We start from the raw sequence: 19,157 nt of genomic DNA, 5'->3' as shown, positions 1-19,157 counted from the left end.
ATCCAACGAGGCGATGCTCCATGACAACTCAAAAAGTACCCGATAGATTAGCCAAGGAAAAGTCGCCGTATGTGCTGCAACATGCACATAACCCGGTGAACTGCTTCCCTTGGTCGGAGGAAGCTTTTGAAATCGCCAAGCGCGACAACAAGCCTGTCTTCTTATCCATTGAATACATCTATTTATTGACCCACACGTACTTGTCATTGATGGGACGTTTGCGTGAATCAATTATTCAAAAAAGTTTCTGTTGTGAAGGCAGGGATTTTTTTGTTTTTAACTATAGTTATCATTTGTAATATTATTCCATTTTATGATAGAATATAAACATGATTCAAAAGGACTATTCCAAATACGATGATTCGTTTAATTTATTATTTTCCTTGTTTTCACGAAGTTCGTAAATAAGACGTTAAGTGAAATTACTAAACTCTTATTTACGGAGGCAAATAATCATGTTTATTTCAAAAGACCAACAAGAAAAAATAAAGCAACTGAATCATATACTTGGAATGAAGCATCGAAGTTATCCTTTTGATTTTAAATCGAAGTTATCCTTTTGATTTTAATAAGAAGGAAGATTGGATAGAGGCAATTGAAATGGTTACCGCCGAGTATATTGATTTTTGCGAATATTGGGGCAGGCTTTCGGATTTGAATTCAAACTTAGATGAAAGTCTTGAGTGTTTTTATCCTGCTAGTTGGATGGAGATAACACAAGAAGGGCATATCAATGATGATGAATTAGATGAAGCAATTGACTCAGTGAATCATGCTGAAAATGCTTTACGTGTATTGATGGATAGAGCGGAAGAGAAATGTAAAGAGATATGGCAATTAACTTTTGACACTCAGCAAGAAGCTGTCATTACATACTTTTTAGGAGAAGAAGTTACTTGCAGTGGAGATGAATTAAAAGAAATTTTAGAGGACTATATTTTTGAATTGGCAACTGAGATAGAGTACACAGGAAATGTCCAAAATTCTGCACAAGAATTTTCAAGAAATTTGAAACACAAAGTTGAAGTCAAGAGATCAAACCCGTAACTTCACTTAACATAATATTCAAGCTGCGGGCATACGCCCTTGGTCCAGCAGGAGCCGGACACCTCAGCATTCGCTGAGGTCGTGAATACAGGAACGTTATCTGAAAGACTCTATAATCACAAAACTAGGAGTGATAAAATGTATAATCTTTTTATTACTAGCCAAGATGACGCTTGGGAAAAAAATCATTATGAAATCGATAAAAGTAGATTTTTAGAGTATACAAACATGGATATCAGCGATGTTTTTAAAAATGCTAAACAAGATCAATTGGATGTACTTAAATCATTTCCTTGTTTGTTCACTTATGAGGGTTTTGAAGGATATTCCAAAGTTGGTTATTTAGAAAAAATCTCTGACAGGGGAAGAATGTATCTTATTGAGTATTCATTTGATGAAGAAATTCCATCTATAAAATCTTCGGATTTGGAAGATATAGCGTTGTTATTAGACATCAGAGGTTGGGAGATTAATCGAACTCATTGGGCAATCAAAGATGAAGATTTATTAACACGTCTAAGTGAAGCAAACCTTATTAAGATCGAAGTAGATAAGAATGATACTGTTCTACCTGATCCAGTAGAATCAGATAGCTTAGTAGTAGAATCAGTAAAATCATATATTGAAGAAATTTTTAAGCTAAGCAATGATCAAGACAATGATACTTTTTATAGAGGGCATTCAGATAAAAAAGAATACAAACTTGTGCCCTCTCTTTTTAGGAAAGATAAAGCTGGGAATTACAAATTTCTTGATAACGAAAATGTAATGTTTAATGAAATGATATTATCTAATTCTTCTGATTTTTCAATGGATACGAGTACTTTGGATAAGTTAGTAAGAATGCAACATTATTCACTGCCAACACGCTTGCTAGATATAACATCTAATCCACTTATCGCTTTGTATTTTGCATGTTCTTCAGCTAGCAACATGAAAGTTGAGGGTGAAGTTATTATTTTCAAAGTAAAGAAGAGTCATATTAAATACTTTGATTCTGATAAAGCGAGTTGTATTTCAAATCTAGCGAAATTATCGAAAGATGATAAAGAAAACATTATATTTGAGGCTGATGTGGAGGAATTTAACAAGCAACAAATTGTTGGTAGATTACTTCATTACATCATGGAAGAGAAGCCGTTTTTTCAGCCTAGAATAGTGTCAACAGACTTACAAGATATCTTGTGTATTAAAAGTAAGCGAGCCAATAGTAGAATACACTCACAATCAGGAGCATTTTTGCTTTTTGGTCATGAAGCAGTTATGAATGAAGAAGGAACCGAAGATATTACAGTAAAAAGAATAACTATTGTAAATAAGCAAAAGATTTTAAATGAACTTGATGCATTAAATATTAATGATAGTACAGTCTTTCCTTATATCGAGAATACAGCAAAGTATATAGCGAAGAAATTTGAATTCATAAGCGAATAATTCGAACAGTCCTTCAGATAACATATTATTCACGCTGCGGTCATACGCCCTTGGTTCGGCAGGAGCCGAACACCCGACATGCGTCGGGTCGTGAATACAGTAACGTTATCCGCAAACCTGGAGAATGGAGAAAAAATATGGAAATCTTTCAAATAAATCAAATGATTGAAGCAATTAAGAAGAAACCAAAAACACACAATAGCTTTATTATTGGTATTGATGGATGTGGAGGTTCCGGTAAGAGCACATTAGCAGAAAGATTAAAGGAGACGTTTACTGAGAATGTTTTTGTAGTACATATGGATGATTTTTACTTGCCATCAGAACAAAGAAAACATATAGAAAACACAGATGATATTGGTAAAGATTTCGATTGGAAGAGATTATTAAATCAAGTGATACTGCCTTTAAGTAAAGGTTTATTAGGAAAGTATCAAAGATATGATTGGAATACTGATACATTAACGGAATGGAATACAGTTTCAGGTGGCTCAATTGTAATCATTGAAGGAGTATATACTTTAAGAACCGAGCTATTTAGATACTATGACTATACTATCTGGGTTGATACACCCAACAAAATAAGGTTACAAAGAGGTATCGACAGAGATGGTGAGAATATGCGTACTATGTGGGAAGATACATGGATGCCTGCAGAAGAACAATATGTAAAGATACAGAAACCTTATGAAAGAGCTAATATTATAATTGATGGATCAGGACAATAGAGAAGAGGTAAATCTGATAGATTGAAAGTAATTTTTCAGTGAATTCGAAGAGGTCCTGGTCAGCGTATAACACGGTGTTCCCACTGCGGCTCCTACGGAGCCTTGGTCTGCAAGAGGGATTTCGAGGAAGCATATTCAGCAGACACACCTGCACCACCTAACCGCATCGCGGCCGGTCCTACGGACCTTAAGGTGGTGAGGCGTCGGGAACACAACAACGTTAAGCGAAACTTCTTAAGATTAGAGAAAATATTTCAAACTAAAGGGGAAAAATATGTCTGAATTTACTTATGAATTGCCGTTTTCAAATGAAAAACTTTTACAAGGTATATTAATTGAACTGAAAAGAACAAATAAAAATGAGATAATACCTTCTCTAAAAGCATCAAAAATTTCAATTGACGATCTAGGGACTTCATATTATGTGGATCGGAGTGGAAGATGGAACGCTAGGGGAGTGAAGGTCAAATTTTATGTTAATCCAAATTCAATTGAGGCATTGTCGAAAGACGAATATCGAGGCATAATTTTTGAAATATGCTCCAATTTGATTCCTGGAGAAGTTGGATATGACATTAAAGAAATAGCTTTTGTACCAGATCTTAATATAGATATTGATTCTCACGAAGATATTATAGTTGAGCTAGAAAATCAAATTAACGAGTCTACATCAGATATTCTTCCTAGAATTCTTCCAGCAGAGATTCGTGATAAAGGTAGAGAAATGGCTGAACTTTATACTTTCTTATACTCTATAGAAAATTCACTGCGTATTTTTTTCGAAATTGTTGCAACTGAAAAGTATGGTACTGATTATATAAATAAAGTATCAATACCTAGATCCTTAGAAAAAACAGTTAGCAGTAGAAAGGAAAGTGCAGCAAATAAAAAATGGTTAAGCATAAGAGGAGATTCGGATCTATTTTATTTGGATTTCAAGGACATAGGCACATTAATAAACAACAACTGGACATTGTTTGAAAAGTATTTTCCAAATCAAAATTTTATTCTATCAAAACTTGATGAAATGGCCGATATTAGAAATTTAATTGCCCATAATAGCTATGTTAGTAAAGTTGAAAGAGAATTAGTTAGGACGTACTATAATTCTATTCTAAAACAAATTGATTCAAAATTTTGATTAATAATAGTTTAATAGTAACTCTAGAAGTCAGAATCGTCGTTTAACAACATGTTCACGCTTTGGGCCATTCGGCCCTCGGTTCGCTCTAAGCTTCTTCGGGGAAGCGGAATCAGGCGGACACACCTGCGAGGCTAACTGAGCAAGCGCAACCGGCCACTTTGTGGCCTTAAGCCTGCCTCTCGGCATCGTGAACACACAAACGTTATACGACAGAATCAAAAGAAAAAAGAGCCGATAGGCTCTCAATCTAAAGATAAATCTAATTCGTTATGTAGATGAACAGCATCTTTAAAACCTTGCAAATAGATTTCACGCTCTAAAATAGCTTGAACAGAAAGGTCTGCGTCATCAAAAAGGAATAGAGTCTTTTGTATATCCTCTGTTAGTAGTTCATGTAACTGCTTGAAGTAAAGATTTCGTTCGGATGAGAACTGGTTGTAGCTGGAGTTGTTTTTGATAAAAATATACTTTTATATAATTAAAGAAAATTCACTTATGTGTGAAAGGAATAACAGATGATTAGTTACAAACCTTTTCAAAAATTATTGATCGACAGGGAAATTAAGAAGCAGGACTTACTTAAAATGACGGGGATTTCGTCTGCTACAATGGCGAAGCTCAATACGAATGAATATGTGTCATTAGAAGTAATTGATAAATTATGTACGGCTTTAGGTTGTCAGCCAGGAGATTTATTGGAACACATAGCAGAGCAATGACAGATCAAGATCAAGGAAGAATTTTGATTGATCGAAGAAGTGATTCCTTGTATAACCTAAATATTCAAGCTGTGACTCCGTTGGAGTCTGGGTCTGCTATATAGTCTTTTTATCTAATAGGATTAGCTGGCGTTTACTTGCCCACACTAACCTCTCATTGATGAATTGTAAATAAAAGTGTGAACTCTTTAGATAGCGGATTTAATGATTCAACAAATCGAGACTTTGCCAATCGTAAGAAGGCTAAAGTCTCTTTTTGTGTTTTCAAAATATAAGAGCGATCTTCCGACAATCTCCATTCTCCTCAAATCCAATCCCGTCCCCTCCCCCCACACAAAGGTTAAAATTTTATAAAAAAAGTTCAAAACCAGCAAAGACCTTTCCCGGCCTGGAATGATACCATGTGTTTGCACATAAAAAAAGGAGAGGACTCGTTGCCTCACTTATGTAAGCGTTATCTAATTTCAACTCTAATCAGCACTTACCTTCAAATTGACCCGCATCACATGAGGAAAGGGGAACTTCATATGAAAAAAGGAGCTGTTGTCGTATGGCTTCTGGTTTTGGCCCTGATGCTTTCGGCCTGTAATTTGGCGGAGAGTGGAACGGGCAGCAAGGAAAAAGGCTATGTGGGCATTTCCATGCCGACCAAATCGTCCGAGCGTTGGGTAGGGGACGGGGAGAATATGGTTCGGTTGTTTCAGGAGCAAGGCTATAAAACGGATTTACAGTACGCCGAGGACGTGGTTGAAAACCAAATTTCCCAAATCGAGAACATGATCACCAAGGGTGTCAATGTTATGGTGATCGCTTCGGTCGACGGAAACACGCTGACGGATGTGATTCAGAAGGCGCACGACCGAGGCATTCAGGTCATTTCTTACGACCGTCTGATTCGCAACACACCGTATCTGACGTATTATGCGACCTTCGATAACTTTAAGGTGGGCGTGCTACAGGCGGCATATATTGAGAAAAAGTTGGGACTCAAGGAAGGCAAAGGCCCTTTCAATATCGAGCTGTTCGGTGGTTCACCGGATGACAATAACGCTTATTTCTTCTTTAATGGCGCGATGTCCGTACTGAAACCGTACGTGGATTCCGGCAAACTGGTCGTGCGCAGCAAGCAGATGACGATGGCGCAGATCGCTACACTACGGTGGGACGGAGCATTGGCCCAGTCGAGAATGGATAACCTGCTGAGTGCGTACTATTCGGGGGCTAATCTGGACGCGGTACTATCCCCTTATGATGGAATTAGTATCGGTATCATTTCATCCCTGAAAGGGGTCGGATATGGATCAGCGAACAAGCCGCTGCCGATCATTACAGGGCAGGATGCGGAGCTGGCTTCCATCAAGTCCATTGTGGCTGGGGAGCAGACGCAAACCATATTTAAGGACACTCGCAAGCTGGCTGAGCAAACGGTCGTGATGGCCAACAGCATTTTACAGGGCAAACAAGCGGAAGTGAATGACACCGAATCCTATAACAACGGTAAAAAGATCATTCCTGCCTACTTGCTTGATCCAATCTCGGTGGATCGGACGAATGTGGAAAAGGATATTGTCGGCAGTCACTATTACACCAAGGAGCAAATCGGACTGAAATAAGAGCAGGAATCCAAGCGAAAGGAGTGTATCCCATGACTGGAATCATTTTGGAAATGAAGGGAATTACCAAAACCTTTCCCGGCGTGAAGGCATTGGAAAATGTAAATCTCAAGGTCAAGGAAGGCGAAATCCATTCCCTGTGCGGTGAGAACGGTGCAGGCAAATCGACGCTGATGAAGGTACTAAGCGGTGTATATCCGCATGGAACCTATGAAGGGGATATTGTTTTCCAGGGCAAAACGTGTGAGTTCAAGGATATCAAGCAGAGCGAGGAATTGGGCATTGTCATTATCCATCAGGAGCTGGCGCTGATCCCGTATCTCTCGATTGCGGAAAATATTTATTTGGGCAACGAACGCGCCAGTGGCGGCGTGATTGATTGGAAAGAGACTTTTGTAGGGACACGCGAGCTGCTGTCCAAGGTCGGTTTGAGTGAAAATCCCAATACATTAGTTACGAACATCGGGGTCGGAAAGCAACAACTAGTTGAAATTGCGAAAGCGCTCTCAAAAAAGGTGAAGCTGCTTATTCTCGATGAACCGACAGCGGCGTTGAATGAGGATGATAGTGAAAATCTGCTTAATTTGATGCTGGAATTTAAAAAACAGGGCATTTCCTGCATTCTCATCTCCCACAAGCTGAATGAAGTCGCAAAGGTGTCGGATTCAATTACGATTTTGCGGGACGGAAAGACGATTGAGACACTGGATATGAAAAAGGATGAGGTCACGGAGGATCGGATCATTAGCGGCATGGTTGGACGTGATCTGACCAGCCGTTATCCAGAGCGTCATGCCGAGATTGGCAAAGTCGTTTTGGAAGTGAAGGATTGGACGGTGTATCACGAGCACCATGCAGACCGTAAGGTGCTGGATCAGGTGAATTTGAACATTCGGCGTGGTGAAATTGTCGGTATTGCCGGGCTGATGGGAGCGGGACGGACCGAGCTGGCGATGAGCATTTTTGGCAAGTCGTATGGACGCAACATTTCCGGTCAGCTGATTAAAGACGGCAAGCCGATCCAGAACAACACGGTTACGGACGCGATCAACAACGGCTTTGCCTATGTGACAGAGGATCGCAAGGAGTATGGCCTCATTCTGATGGATGACATCAAACGTAATATTTCGCTGACTGGCCTGAACAAGCTGACGAAGGGCGCTGTCGTCAATGAGCAGGAGGAAGTCGTTATTGCAGAGGAAATGAAAAAAAGCATGAACATCAAAGCGCCGAGCATTTTACAGAAAACGGGTAATCTGAGTGGCGGCAATCAGCAGAAGGTGGTGCTGAGCAAATGGATTTTTGCCGGGCCGGATATTCTGATTCTGGATGAGCCGACACGCGGCATTGATGTGGGCGCCAAATATGAAATTTATACGATTATTCATCGACTTGCCGCTGAAGGCAAGGGAGTGCTGGTCATTTCGTCCGAGCTACCAGAGGTACTAGGCTTGTGTGACCGGATTTATGTCATGAATGCTGGGCGGATCACTGGAGAGGTTAGCCGTGAGGACGCGTCGCAGGAAACGTTGATGAAATATATGACCAAGTCAGGAGGCGTGAAGCATGGAAACCATAACTAAACTATTTAAAAATAACATCCGCCAATATGGCATGATGATTGCGCTGGTCGTCATTATGATTTTGTTCGAGGTGCTGACGGGCGGCCTGCTGTTGAAGCCGATTAATATTACCAATCTGATTCTGCAAAACAGCTATATTCTCGTACTGGCTATCGGGATGGTACTGGTCATCATCACTGGACATATTGATTTGTCCGTCGGCTCCATAGCCGCTTTTGTCGGTGCGGTTGCCGCCATAATGATGGTCGATTGGCAGCTTCCAGCATGGATCGCTGTGATTGCATCCTTGCTGGTCGGGGCATTAATCGGCGCATGGCAAGGGTTCTGGGTCGCTTATGTACGGATTCCGGCATTTATCGTTACATTGGCGGGAATGCTGCTCTTTCGCGGATTGACAATGATCGTGCTGGAAGGCCAATCTATCTCTCCATTTCCGGGGGGATTCCAGAAAATCAGTTCAGGCTTCCTGCCGGATTTTTCATCTACCGGGTATAACCTGGTATCCATCATTGTCGGCATTGCACTCACGGTATGGTTTATCGTGAACGAAATTCGCGAACGTCGTTCGCAGCTTAAATATGGATTCGAGGTTCCGTCACAGACATTATTTGTACTCAAGTTGATTGTGGTGGCTGCGGTTATCAATCTGTTCACCTTCATGCTCGCGAGCTACGCGGGGATACCTAACATTCTTGTACTGCTGTTCATACTGATCGTTGTATACTCCTTCGTCATGAACCGCACGATTATGGGCCGTCATGTGTATGCGTTGGGTGGAAATGAAAAGGCAGCGGGTCTGTCCGGTGTCAAAACGAAAAAAGTAACGTTCTGGGTATTCGTCAACATGGGCGTGCTGGCCGCCATTTCCGGTCTGATCTTTGCTGCACGTCTGAATGCGGCTACGCCGAGAGCAGGTACGAACTTTGAGCTGGATGCCATCGCGGCTTGCTTTATCGGCGGTGCTTCGGCATCCGGCGGGATCGGAACCGTTTTTGGAGCCATTATCGGTGGTTTGGTCATGGGTGTACTGAATAACGGCATGTCTCTGATTGGTCTGGGTATTGACTGGCAGCAAGGCATCAAGGGCTTGGTGCTGCTGCTGGCGGTTGCCTTCGATATTTACAACAAAAACAAAAGATCAGCTTAAGCTCAGATTCGATATCGTAAAACAAGAAAACCTCCAGTTCCACTAGAAATGTGGATGCTGGAGGTTTTCTTGCTTGTTGGGTCTTGTGGCTATCAGCCAACGAAACTAAGTCGTGACCATTTGGCCGCCGTTGACATGCAGCGTTTGGCCTGTAATGTAGGAACCGTCATCCGAAGCCAGCAGCACATAGGCAGGAGCCAATTCATAAGGCTGCCCGGCACGCTTCATTGGTGTATTGCTGCCGAAGGTGCGAATGACTTCAGGCGACTGTGTGGCCGGATTCAGCGGAGTCCAGATCGGACCGGGAGCAATGGCATTCACTCGAATACCCTGATCGACCAGATTATTAGCCAAAGCGCGGGTGAAGCTGACGATAGCTCCTTTGGTAGCTGAATAGTCGATCATATTCTTTTGACCAACATAGGCTGTCACCGATGCCGTATTGACGATGCTAGCCCCAGCCCGCATATACGGCAATGCTTCTGTAGTCATATGGAAGAAGGAAATAATATTCGTATCAAACGTATCACGAAGCTGCTGTTCACTGATATCCAGATACGATTCGCGCACAAACTGAACACCCAGGTTGTTAATCAGGATGTCAATCCGACCAAAGGTTTCCATCGTTTGTTGAACAACTAGACAGCAGTTGCTTTTTAGCCTTAGATCACCCGGAGTTAACAAACAACGTCGGCCAAGCCTGTGAATGACATCACGGGTTTCCATAGCATCTCGATGCTCATCGAGATAGGCAATGACCACATCGGCCCCTTCCTTGGCAAATGCCACTGCAACGGCGCGACCGATGCCACTGTCCCCACCGCTAATAATAGCCACCCGATCCTGAAGCTTTCCAGTGCCGATATACTTTGGATTATCATAAATAGGGCGTGGAACCATCAGGTATTCCAACCCCGGCTGTCTATATTGATGCTGGGGAGGAAAAGTAATCGGAACTTCTTTACATTGGGTTTCTGTACCGTAATAAGGATATTGCCAATTCATTGATAATCCCTTCTTTAGGCGTTTTGAAATCCAATATATTCAAAATGGGCGCAAGCGGTGACTCAGGATTATCGCCTTATCCTGAAACCGTCGCTCCATCTGCCGGAATATGGACGCGTCCCTCCAAACCTTCACGGTTGATGTGTTCCGTAAGCTCGGAGCGAGTTAGTAGACAATGGTTGATTGCCTCTATGTGGACAGCCACGATTTGTGTATAAGTGGCATACTGCGCAACAGCTGTTACATCTTGGGCAGTCATAATAATAGGATCACCTACCGTAAACCGTGCTCCTCCAGCGTTCACAATTGTCCACTCAGGACGGTATTTATCTAGTGCTTCCGCGACTTCACTGCACCAGATCGTATCCCCGGCCAAATAGACGACAGGTTCACCTGGAGCCTGAAACACAAAGCCGGACACGGGTCCCATCTGTTCCCCGATTTCTCCGGTGCCGTGATGCCCGGCTGTACGGATAATCTCAATTTCTCCCACAGAACCAGCCACCCAAATCGGAGTAACCCGTGTAAAACCATCAGCAGTGATTTGTTCTTCATTTCCGGGCTGACAGAAGACGGGAATTTGTTTGTCCAACCAGTGTACTGCTGCCGGGTCCCAATGATCCGGATGTAAATGTGTGACGATCACAACGTCAGGCTGTCCGAGTGCCTGCCATTGCGGCGGCAAGGGAACCAGCGGATTACGGCGGGCATTTTCCGTATTGGGAACTGGCGGATTTGCGCCAGCATCGCTTAACATCGGATCAATCAGAAATTTTACTCCAGCGTATTCCAGCCATAAGGTTGCGTTACGGATTAGTGTGATTTTCATATATGGAAGCTCCTTTGGTAGTGAATGTTTTTGGACCAAGTGTATTTTCGGTGGTTCTTTGTTTCTGTTACAATCATATCTGACGCAATGAGCTACAGGCTACAGCTTGCTGAAAGGAAAACCAGCATTCTCGTTTCATCATGAAAGGAAAAATAACTATGGAACTATTCGTACCTGATGACACCGATCTGCGCATTCTTCATCATTTAATTGAAGACAGCTCTTTATCGAACAAGGAGATCGGTCAGCTTGTTCATTTGACGGGCCAAGCCGTAGGGGCACGTGTTCGAAAAATGCAGGATGCGGGCATTATCGAGGGCTATACGCTGCGCTGGAACCCTGAAAAAATTGGACAGACGATTCATGCCTTTATTACGGTTTTTTTGAATTCAGGAACAACTCACAGTGCTTTCCAGGCTTTTGCACGGGAGCATCCCTATATTGTCGAAATCCATCGGGTGAGTGGGGAAGGCTGTTATTGGATGCGCTTGCGCATGTCATCACAGGCAGAGTTAAATACCATGCTGGATGAGCTTACGAAGTTTGGTAATTACAAATTGAGTTTTTCCATTGGTGAGATTTAACGATAAAAGCTTTCGGCGTTTGTGCCGAAAGCTTTTTTATGTGGGCGAGGGCTATCGAGGTCAACGTTATAGGCTCATTTTAAAAATATGCTGCAAGCCGTGTTGTCCCATTTTAGTGTTGCCTTCATCGATAAAGCCGCATTGGCGATACAGATTTTGGGCAGGCAGATTACGGGCATTGACGCCCAGTACAATCTCGCGAATATGTGGGAAGTGTCTGGCGATGAACTGTGGTAGTAAAAGCAGCCCTTTTTTAGCGAATCCTTGTCCCTGATCTGCGTAATGAATAGAGAACGCGCGCAGCAGCAGTGCCTCAGCAGTATTCGTATAGTCCGCTAATTCTTCCCCATCGTATAAAATGAAAAATCCAACGGGTCTTCTAGTAGCCGTAATCACGACAGGATGGCGGTGCGGATCTTCCTTGGCCAGTGTTAGCATTTCATCCGGCATTCCAGTAAACTGCTTCTGCTCCTCAGGTAAGTAGAAGGTATGTAAAATGGCATCATGCCCACAATGGTAAGGGGCAAGCTCTACATTATTCATCATTACACTCCGATCTGTACGGATTTTTAACTTACTATATCATCTAGTTTGCTAAAAAAAGAAACCTGAACTCGCCTTGCTTACGTATTACCCATACATAAACTAGCATAGTCAAAAGGAGACGTCTACGGTTATGAAGCAGCTTGCAGAATATCGGGAAAGCCAGGACGTATTGCGTCATGAGCTGAAGAATATTGAAAAATGGGAAAAGGAACAGAAGGACATTTTTTTCTGGGAAAAAATCGGCAGATGGCCTTTTATGCTGCTGGATCGGCTGACGCCCAAAATCATTAAAGACAAGCTAGAGCAACTGCTTAATGAGATGGGCAGTTTCATTCAGAACGGCGGCAAATATTTGGTGAAGGAAGAAACGGTTCTGAACAGGCTGAAAAAGACGGCCCATGAACATGTAATTCAGCAAAATGGCACAGATTCCGTGTCGGATACGCAGGACCTGCCTCGTGCCGGGGAAAACGCTGATTCGGAACATAGTGCCGAACCTATGTGGGAGTTGAAGCAGGCGGCTGAGCTCCCGCTAACAATCATGGATCGGACTGCTGACGAGATGACGGCGGGTCGCATTACCTTTGCCACCGCTCAGGGAGCAACAACGGGGATTGGGGGTGTGTTTACGATTGCGGCGGATATTCCTCTTTTGCTCGGCTTGTCACTCAAAGTGCTTCAGGAAATAGCCTTGTGTTATGGCTTTAATCCCCATGATAAGCAGGAACGCATTTTTATTATTAAATGTATGCAATTTGCTTCATCTGATATTGTGGGTAAAAAGGCTGTATTAGAGGAGTTGGCTTTGTTCGATGATCCTTCACGTCAGGCACAGGTTTTTTCCCAGATGCAGGGATGGAGAGAGGTCATTAACACCTATCGTGATCAGTTTGGATGGAAAAAGCTGCTTCAAATGGTCCCGATTGCGGGTATTTTGTTTGGCTCCATTGCGAATCGAAGCGCTATTAGTGACGTAGCTGAAGCAGGGAAAATGTTGTATCGGAAGCGTCGTATTTTGATGCGTTTGGCAGAAGTAGAGAACTGATTGCAACACTTAGGCGTAAAAGGGGATATTTTTTTCGTGAGGAAACACGTGAGTTGGCTATAAAGTTGTGCAGCGGCCAAGATGGCCGCCACACGTTTGCCTGTTACACTTCGGCTCCATTTTCTTCCGCCCAGCGGTTCAGGGTTTTATCTGTAGGAAGCAGGAAGGTTAAGATGCCGAGCAGTGGCAAAAAGCCACACAAGAACATGATGTGGGTGATGCCTACTTTGTCGATCCAGTTGCCGAGCACGAGTGCGCCCACACCGCCAAGGCCAAAAGCGAGGCCCGTAATGAGACCAGACACGGTCCCGATTTTGCCAGGCACGAGCATCTGTGCATATACGACTGTGACCGAAAAGCTAGACAGCATAATAAATCCGATAATCGCCAGCAGGATTGCCGTCCAGAATTGGTTGGCATAAGGCAGCAGCAACGCGAGTGGTGCAGCTAATACCATGGACAGAAAAATCATATTTCGTTTACCAAAACGGTCCGCTAGCGGACCGCCAAAGAAGGTGCCTAGCGCTCCAGCCCCGAGGAACAGGAAAATGTAAAGCTGTGCATCAGCCAATGGCATTTTAAATACTTCCATCAGGTAAAACGAATAGTAGCTTCCGACCGAGGTCGAGTACCACGAACGGACGAATACCAGTAGAATGAGGACAATCATGGCAAACATAACACGGTTACGCACTTCGGGCTTCATGCGGCGTGCCACCGCTTTTTTGCGTGCAACGCCTTCTGTACGTAGGACGTTACCGTACCAGCGGGCGATGAACGATTGCACCACAATTCCCGCTGCTGCAATACCTGTGAACCAGATCGCACCGAATTGTCCTAACGGGATAAAAATCCAGCTCGTGAGCATCGGCGCCAGCGATTGGCCCGCATTGCCGCCAACTTGAAAAATGGATTGTGCCAATCCCCGGCGTGATCCTGCCGCCATATGGGATACGCGCGAGCCTTCAGGGTGAAAGGCAGCCGAGCCCAGACCCACAAAGATGACTGCGATCAGCACCGCTTTATAATCGGCAGCATAGGCGAGCAACAGCATGCCAGTCAGCGTAAAGCCCATGCCGATGGGAAGGATAGCGGGCGTAGGTCGTTTGTCTGAAAACAAGCCAATCACGGGCTGCATGATTGAAGCTGTAAAATTGATCGCGAATGAAATCCAGCCGATCTGCGTGTAGTTCAGGCTCATAGATTCCTTCAAGATCGGAAAGATCGCTGGAATGACCGATTGAATCGAGTCATTGAACAGATGGACGAAACTGATCGCAATCAGAATCGCAAAAACGGTGCCTTTCGCTTGTGGACCCGGGAGGGGGAGCGATCGGCCCGTTTCATTTTTTGTAGCAGATTTACTAGTCATGGCATCCTCCGAATATGTATGTATATTTTAAGATATAGGAAGCGATCCGTTTGCAGCAAATGGCTGAAAGTGGGATAAAGGCCACCTTTACTCATTACTGCTTGCCCATCCTGCTGGATACTCTTCATTGCTCCATTTAGTTAGAATTTCTAAAATGACATATCCAAATTCAAACATTTATCATCCTCAAAACCGATATATATGTGAGTATTTTGCATAAGTCCCAAGAGCGCTTTTCAAATCAGCAATATAGAGATCGAAGTGATCTAGTTCGTCTATATAATGTATTTTTGAGCGTTGGGAATGAAGTTATGCAAAATATTGATATGGAAATATAGATAGAAAAGGGGAACCACGATGAGAAAAGCAACGAAGATTTTGCTGGCAGTATCTTTGGTATGTGGAGCGGTGGTGGGAACTGCGTTAAACAATGGAGAAACAGCAGTAGCGGCAAATGTAACGACAAACAACACTTGGAAAAACGCTAAAATTATAGACGTGATCGACCGGAATAACTACATACTGGATGATGGTTCTTTATGGAGAAAGAGTATAGATGGCCCGGTTATTGAGAAATTGAATTTGAAAGGCATTACAGGCAGCAAAAACGAGAGCCAAGGTTATTATGGCTGGACTGAGGACGGGAAGGTAGCCATCTGGGATGATAACTCCGACCCAAAAGTGACGGCTCAATCCTCAGGAGTTAAAGAAATTACAGGTGAGGGTTTGGCTATTAAAACCGATGGGACGATCTCCTGGGGAAGAGAACAGGTTGAGGGAATATCGGATGCTATAGACGGTGATAAGGTAAGTACCTACTTTACGGTTCTTACTCGATCCGGTGATGTATGGTATTCCACAGGGTACACAGAATCTAAGCCCCGCAAGATAGGTCATGTAGATGGTGCGCTTGATATCAAAATGAGTACGGCTTATGCCGCGGTGCTGAAGGAAGACGGCCATGTCACGATGCTGGATATGCTGACGAATGAACCTCCGCGTGAAGTGGGAAGTGATATCGCTTCTATTTTATGGAAAAAGGGTACACATGTCTTGATTACTGTACATCATGACGGGACTGTATGGAGCTATGACCGAATGAAGAAATATCCAGCTGTGCAGCTTAGCGGGTTATCTAATGTTGCACGGTTGGTTGATTCGCCTGACGAGCTTTTTGCACAATTAAAGGATGGCTCTTGGGTCGGCTATAAGGACGGAATCACGACTGCGCTGAGCTTGCCTACATTAACGGGTATGTCCTTGTTGACGACCTCCAAAGAGGCTGCCATCGGCGATACGATTCAATTAAATGTACAAGAGACGTATTCGAACGGTTATCGACTAACACGTCATCCCGAAGCTAGTGAGATTGAAGTGGAGAAACCGCAGGTTGCCGAGCTACAGCAGAATGGTTCCGGTACACTCAAAGTAAGGGGCATTGGAAGCACATCCGTAGCTCTGCGGACCGAAGGAATACCATCTTCTTTTACACTAAAGGTATCGTCCGATCAAACCTTGACCGGGGCGGCTATACTGAACGGCAATGTGTATTTGCCTGTGCAGTCTGTGTTCAAGACGCTGGGTGGATCTGTTACCGTGGCGAACCAGACCTTTACGATCAAGCTGGGTAAAAACAATATCGTACTCCAAAAAGGGAGCTCCACCGCGATGGTGAATGGTAAACCTGTTGCACTGAAGGGCAAGGTTCAAACGGTTAACGGACAGGTTGTATTCCCGGGAACATTACTGACCGATCTGAAGTTGGGCGGATTCAAATGGAATCGTGACCGCCAGCAAGGAGAATTATCTTTGGGCGCTACCAAGCTGGTCATTGAGACGCCAGAAACGGCAAAAATTATCAGAGCCATTGATCTGGGTAGTCTGTCCAAATTAATTGGCAAAACCTATTGGGTCAATAACTTCTATAGCGCTGGAGAGCGATTTGGCAAGGTAACAGTTAAAGATATCGAAGTCAGCACGGATCCGAACGGTGTTAAATCTTACGAAGTTATTTTCCAGGGGGCCAATGGCGAAACTTATGACACGTATTCCATCATCGGAGCTTCACGCATTCCACAAATGCTGTCTGATTCCGATCAATTTCTGACTTACGATCCGTACAAGAAATACCAATGGTCGCAAGCCATCTGGAACAAGATTAAAAATAATGAGGTAAGCTTGGGCATGAATACGACGCAGGTGCAGTTCGCATGGGGAAACCCAACAGTCAGAGAAAAGGGGGCTGCTTCAAACGGAACTCAAGTCGAAGCCTGGGTATACGGCAACCGTAGTCTTTATTTCAAGGCGGTAGCTTTCGTGAATGGCAAAGTCATAGAAGTATGGCTGTAGGGTAGCTGGTTTTTCTATAACGGTTTGAACGAGGTGTCTCCAGAGTCGTATATACGGCTCTTGGGGTGCCTTTTTTTCATTTAACAAAACTAAGCTCTTTATTTAACAAACTTAAGCTATGATACTTTATGTCATACAACTTGCTGTATAGGTGATAGCTTCGTAGAGAAAGTATGAAGAGCACAAGAGAAGAGAGGATCTGATTTGAGAATGAAATCGCTAAGGAAACCATTATCAGTTGCACTACTATCTTTACCATTACTTCTAGGTTCCCTGGGTGGAAGTTATGCGAGTGCGGCAACCCTACCAACAACGGTAACTCCAACAGAACCATCGTGGGGATATTTCGTAGATCATTATAAAAATAATAGTTCTGCAAATAAGACGGAAAGCTCTAATCCGACCCTCGGGTTGCTCTCCGAATTTAATAAGCTTTGGACTCCCGGCGCTACTTGGGATACAGGTACCAAGCTAAACAGCAGCGTGCTGGACGCTAATATTCAAAAAGTGATTGATATAGCTGCCCGGCGCACTTCCAGTGAGGCCGATGCGGCTTATTTGGATGATCGCAGAAACCAGAGCTACAGTGTGATCGACGGTCTGGGTTCGCTCACTGATGTATATCGAAAGAATGCAGGTGCCACGACAACGATCAACGACATTCCGGCAGATGCCCTGACTAAGAAATACGAAGATGAGGGAACGAATGCAGGGAGTACAAGCTCCAATCTCGGTAACATCGTAAATCTGGTAAATACCTTGCGCGGGGAATACTCTACGACGAACCCGGCTAAGTCTTACTTTAGCTATCCTCGTCCGTTTCGCTGGAGCGATAACTCAGTGGTTGTTCCGAGCCTTATTCCTGCTCTCAAAGCTGATGCTACTAGCGATGGCGGCTTTCCTAGCGGTCATACCAATGCTGCGTATCTCAGTTCTATTGCTATGGCCTATGCCGTGCCGGAGCGTTATCAGGAACTGCTGACACGAGCTTCGGAGCTGGGCAATAACCGTGTTGTTGCCGGTATGCACTCCCCGCTTGATGTTATGGGAGGACGTGTCATGGCAACGGCTATGGCTGCTGCTATCCTGTCTGATCCAGCCAATAGCAGTTTGAAGAAAGCGGCTTATCAGGATGCTCGTAAACAACTGCTGTCTCAAAAAGGCACAGCTCCAGATCGATTCAGCAATTATGCCACAAACAAAAAAAATTATAATCAACGATTAACATACGGATTCAGTCAGGTTAATCCAACTACGACGCCAATGACAGTGCCTAAGGGAGCTGAGGTACTGTTGGAGACACGCTTGCCTTACCTGGATAGCACACAACGTCGTTGGGTTTTGGCTACTACAGGGATTCCTTCCGGCTATCCTGTACTTGATGATGCTGAGGGATGGGGACGATTGAACCTGTTTTCCGCCGCGGATGGCTACGGTGCTTTCACCAATAATGTTGCGGTAAATATGGACGCTTCCAAAGGCGGTTTCAATGCACTGGATCGCTGGCGCAACAATATCTCCGGCGTTGGAAAGCTGACTAAAAAGGGAACAGGTACGTTGAAGCTAATGGGCAACAATACGTATTCCGGCGGTACACAGATCGAACAAGGTACTCTGGAAGGAACTTCGGAAACGGCTTTCGGAAGTGGTGGAATTACGAATAACGGGGGAACTCTTCTTAAAAATGCTTCTGGAAAGCTGATTATTGGCGGAAATTACAGACAATCTGCCAAGGGAACACTTGAGCTTAACCTGCACAGTAAAAATGATGTGCTCAAAATGAAGGGAACAGCCATACTCAACGGAAAATTACGTCTGAATTTTTCTAACAAATATGTACCGGCCAATGGTGCTACGATCTTAACTTATGGTAAACGGAATGGAGCATTTTCTTCGATTGAAACAGTAGGTTTACCAAGCAATTATAAAGTGAAGGTTATCTATACAGCTGACAGTGCTCAGTTGAAAGTCACTAAGTAAAACGTAATTAACTCTCTATACAACAATTGAAG

The 19,157-nt window shown here is 43.8% G+C and carries 17 protein-coding genes; 13 read left to right on the top strand and 4 right to left on the bottom strand.

Annotation, left to right across the window (positions count from 1 at the left end; genetic code table 11):
• Positions 1–20: 20 nt before the first annotated feature.
• From MHB54_RS07270 to mmsB, 9 genes are all read left to right on the top strand, one after another.
• Positions 21–299, top strand: a complete 279-nt coding sequence (locus MHB54_RS07270) for a DUF255 domain-containing protein (protein WP_049828517.1) — start codon at positions 21–23, stop codon at positions 297–299.
• Between the two features lie 235 nt (positions 300–534).
• Entirely contained in the window at positions 535–1,047 is a 513-nt protein-coding gene (locus MHB54_RS07265) for a hypothetical protein (RefSeq protein ID WP_143757847.1), read from the top strand.
• A gap of 138 nt (positions 1,048–1,185) precedes the next feature.
• Positions 1,186–2,481, top strand: a complete 1,296-nt coding sequence (locus MHB54_RS07260; protein WP_028543166.1) for an FRG domain-containing protein — start codon at positions 1,186–1,188, stop codon at positions 2,479–2,481.
• A gap of 137 nt (positions 2,482–2,618) precedes the next feature.
• Positions 2,619–3,209: a uridine kinase family protein gene (locus tag MHB54_RS07255; protein ID WP_028543165.1), complete on the top strand. Its 591-nt coding sequence runs from the start codon at positions 2,619–2,621 to the stop codon at positions 3,207–3,209.
• Positions 3,210–3,483: 274 nt separating this feature from the next.
• A complete protein-coding gene (locus MHB54_RS07250; RefSeq protein ID WP_076264426.1) occupies positions 3,484–4,350 on the top strand; it encodes a Swt1 family HEPN domain-containing protein in 867 nt (288 codons plus the stop codon).
• Positions 4,351–4,868: 518 nt separating this feature from the next.
• Complete coding sequence (locus MHB54_RS07245) at positions 4,869–5,072, top strand: helix-turn-helix domain-containing protein (protein WP_019686344.1); 204 nt, start codon at positions 4,869–4,871, stop codon at positions 5,070–5,072.
• Positions 5,073–5,599: 527 nt separating this feature from the next.
• Positions 5,600–6,685 carry a multiple monosaccharide ABC transporter substrate-binding protein gene (chvE, locus tag MHB54_RS07240; protein ID WP_069081208.1) on the top strand — a complete coding sequence of 362 codons (1,086 nt, stop codon included), beginning with the start codon at positions 5,600–5,602 and terminating at the stop codon, positions 6,683–6,685.
• 32 nt (positions 6,686–6,717) lie between these two features.
• Positions 6,718–8,268: a multiple monosaccharide ABC transporter ATP-binding protein gene (gene mmsA, locus MHB54_RS07235; RefSeq protein WP_068938495.1), complete on the top strand. Its 1,551-nt coding sequence runs from the start codon at positions 6,718–6,720 to the stop codon at positions 8,266–8,268.
• The gene (mmsB, locus tag MHB54_RS07230) at positions 8,252–9,415 is read left to right on the top strand and encodes a multiple monosaccharide ABC transporter permease (protein ID WP_068938496.1); all 1,164 of its coding nucleotides are present in this window, start codon (positions 8,252–8,254) and stop codon (positions 9,413–9,415) included. Before mmsA ends, mmsB begins: the two co-directional genes overlap by 17 nt.
• 105 nt (positions 9,416–9,520) lie before the next feature.
• Here mmsB and MHB54_RS07225 read toward each other — a convergent pair whose 3' ends face one another.
• Positions 9,521–10,420 (bottom strand): glucose 1-dehydrogenase, encoded by a 900-nt coding sequence (locus tag MHB54_RS07225; protein WP_076264425.1) that lies wholly within the window; start codon positions 10,418–10,420, stop codon positions 9,521–9,523.
• A gap of 76 nt (positions 10,421–10,496) precedes the next feature.
• Complete coding sequence (locus tag MHB54_RS07220; protein ID WP_264454082.1) at positions 10,497–11,249, bottom strand: MBL fold metallo-hydrolase; 753 nt, start codon at positions 11,247–11,249, stop codon at positions 10,497–10,499.
• Positions 11,250–11,407: 158 nt separating this feature from the next.
• Between MHB54_RS07220 and MHB54_RS07215 the strand changes: the two genes are divergently transcribed.
• On the top strand, positions 11,408–11,833 hold the full coding sequence (locus tag MHB54_RS07215; protein ID WP_023987353.1) for an Lrp/AsnC family transcriptional regulator: 426 nt from the start codon (positions 11,408–11,410) through the stop codon (positions 11,831–11,833).
• A 66-nt stretch (positions 11,834–11,899) separates the two neighbouring features.
• Here MHB54_RS07215 and MHB54_RS07210 read toward each other — a convergent pair whose 3' ends face one another.
• Complete coding sequence (locus MHB54_RS07210; RefSeq protein WP_103744456.1) at positions 11,900–12,376, bottom strand: GNAT family N-acetyltransferase; 477 nt, start codon at positions 12,374–12,376, stop codon at positions 11,900–11,902.
• A 133-nt stretch (positions 12,377–12,509) separates the two neighbouring features.
• Between MHB54_RS07210 and MHB54_RS07205 the strand changes: the two genes are divergently transcribed.
• Positions 12,510–13,424, top strand: coding sequence for an EcsC family protein (locus MHB54_RS07205; protein WP_023987355.1), 915 nt, complete (start codon positions 12,510–12,512; stop codon positions 13,422–13,424).
• 103 nt (positions 13,425–13,527) lie between these two features.
• On the opposite strand, the gene MHB54_RS07200 is transcribed toward MHB54_RS07205, so the two are convergent.
• Entirely contained in the window at positions 13,528–14,796 is a 1,269-nt protein-coding gene (locus MHB54_RS07200; RefSeq protein ID WP_103744455.1) for an MFS transporter, read from the bottom strand.
• A 357-nt stretch (positions 14,797–15,153) separates the two neighbouring features.
• Here MHB54_RS07200 and MHB54_RS07195 point away from each other — a divergent pair, with 357 nt between their 5' ends.
• Together MHB54_RS07195 and MHB54_RS07190 are read left to right on the top strand one after the other, a co-directional pair.
• Complete coding sequence (locus MHB54_RS07195; RefSeq protein ID WP_103744454.1) at positions 15,154–17,145, top strand: copper amine oxidase N-terminal domain-containing protein; 1,992 nt, start codon at positions 15,154–15,156, stop codon at positions 17,143–17,145.
• 210 nt (positions 17,146–17,355) lie between these two features.
• Positions 17,356–19,125 carry an acid phosphatase gene (locus tag MHB54_RS07190; protein WP_075153864.1) on the top strand — a complete coding sequence of 590 codons (1,770 nt, stop codon included), beginning with the start codon at positions 17,356–17,358 and terminating at the stop codon, positions 19,123–19,125.
• Positions 19,126–19,157 lie beyond the last annotated feature (32 nt).

The organism is Paenibacillus sp. FSL M7-0802, from assembly GCF_038004945.1.
GTDB classification, from domain to species: domain Bacteria; phylum Bacillota; class Bacilli; order Paenibacillales; family Paenibacillaceae; genus Paenibacillus; species Paenibacillus polymyxa_B.
Note: the sequence above shows the minus strand (reverse complement) of the source record. Positions and strands in the feature narration are given on the sequence as shown.

Excerpts from the sequence above, each read along its gene's own strand:
- chvE (WP_069081208.1), top strand. The coding sequence starts at position 5,600 with ATGAAAAAAGGAGCTGTTGTCGTATGGCTTCTGGTTTTGGCCCTGATG.
- mmsA (WP_068938495.1), top strand. The coding sequence starts at position 6,718 with ATGACTGGAATCATTTTGGAAATGAAGGGAATTACCAAAACCTTTCCC.
- MHB54_RS07215 (WP_023987353.1), top strand. The coding sequence starts at position 11,408 with ATGGAACTATTCGTACCTGATGACACCGATCTGCGCATTCTTCATCAT.
- MHB54_RS07260 (WP_028543166.1), top strand. The coding sequence starts at position 1,186 with ATGTATAATCTTTTTATTACTAGCCAAGATGACGCTTGGGAAAAAAAT.
- MHB54_RS07250 (WP_076264426.1), top strand. The coding sequence starts at position 3,484 with ATGTCTGAATTTACTTATGAATTGCCGTTTTCAAATGAAAAACTTTTA.
- MHB54_RS07255 (WP_028543165.1), top strand. The coding sequence starts at position 2,619 with ATGGAAATCTTTCAAATAAATCAAATGATTGAAGCAATTAAGAAGAAA.
- MHB54_RS07220 (WP_264454082.1), bottom strand. The coding sequence starts at position 11,249 with ATGAAAATCACACTAATCCGTAACGCAACCTTATGGCTGGAATACGCT.
- mmsB (WP_068938496.1), top strand. The coding sequence starts at position 8,252 with ATGGAAACCATAACTAAACTATTTAAAAATAACATCCGCCAATATGGC.
- MHB54_RS07225 (WP_076264425.1), bottom strand. The coding sequence starts at position 10,420 with ATGAATTGGCAATATCCTTATTACGGTACAGAAACCCAATGTAAAGAA.
- MHB54_RS07205 (WP_023987355.1), top strand. The coding sequence starts at position 12,510 with ATGAAGCAGCTTGCAGAATATCGGGAAAGCCAGGACGTATTGCGTCAT.
- MHB54_RS07195 (WP_103744454.1), top strand. The coding sequence starts at position 15,154 with ATGAGAAAAGCAACGAAGATTTTGCTGGCAGTATCTTTGGTATGTGGA.
- MHB54_RS07200 (WP_103744455.1), bottom strand. The coding sequence starts at position 14,796 with ATGACTAGTAAATCTGCTACAAAAAATGAAACGGGCCGATCGCTCCCC.
- MHB54_RS07270 (WP_049828517.1), top strand. The coding sequence starts at position 21 with ATGACAACTCAAAAAGTACCCGATAGATTAGCCAAGGAAAAGTCGCCG.
- MHB54_RS07245 (WP_019686344.1), top strand. The coding sequence starts at position 4,869 with ATGATTAGTTACAAACCTTTTCAAAAATTATTGATCGACAGGGAAATT.
- MHB54_RS07190 (WP_075153864.1), top strand. The coding sequence starts at position 17,356 with ATGAAATCGCTAAGGAAACCATTATCAGTTGCACTACTATCTTTACCA.
- MHB54_RS07210 (WP_103744456.1), bottom strand. The coding sequence starts at position 12,376 with ATGAATAATGTAGAGCTTGCCCCTTACCATTGTGGGCATGATGCCATT.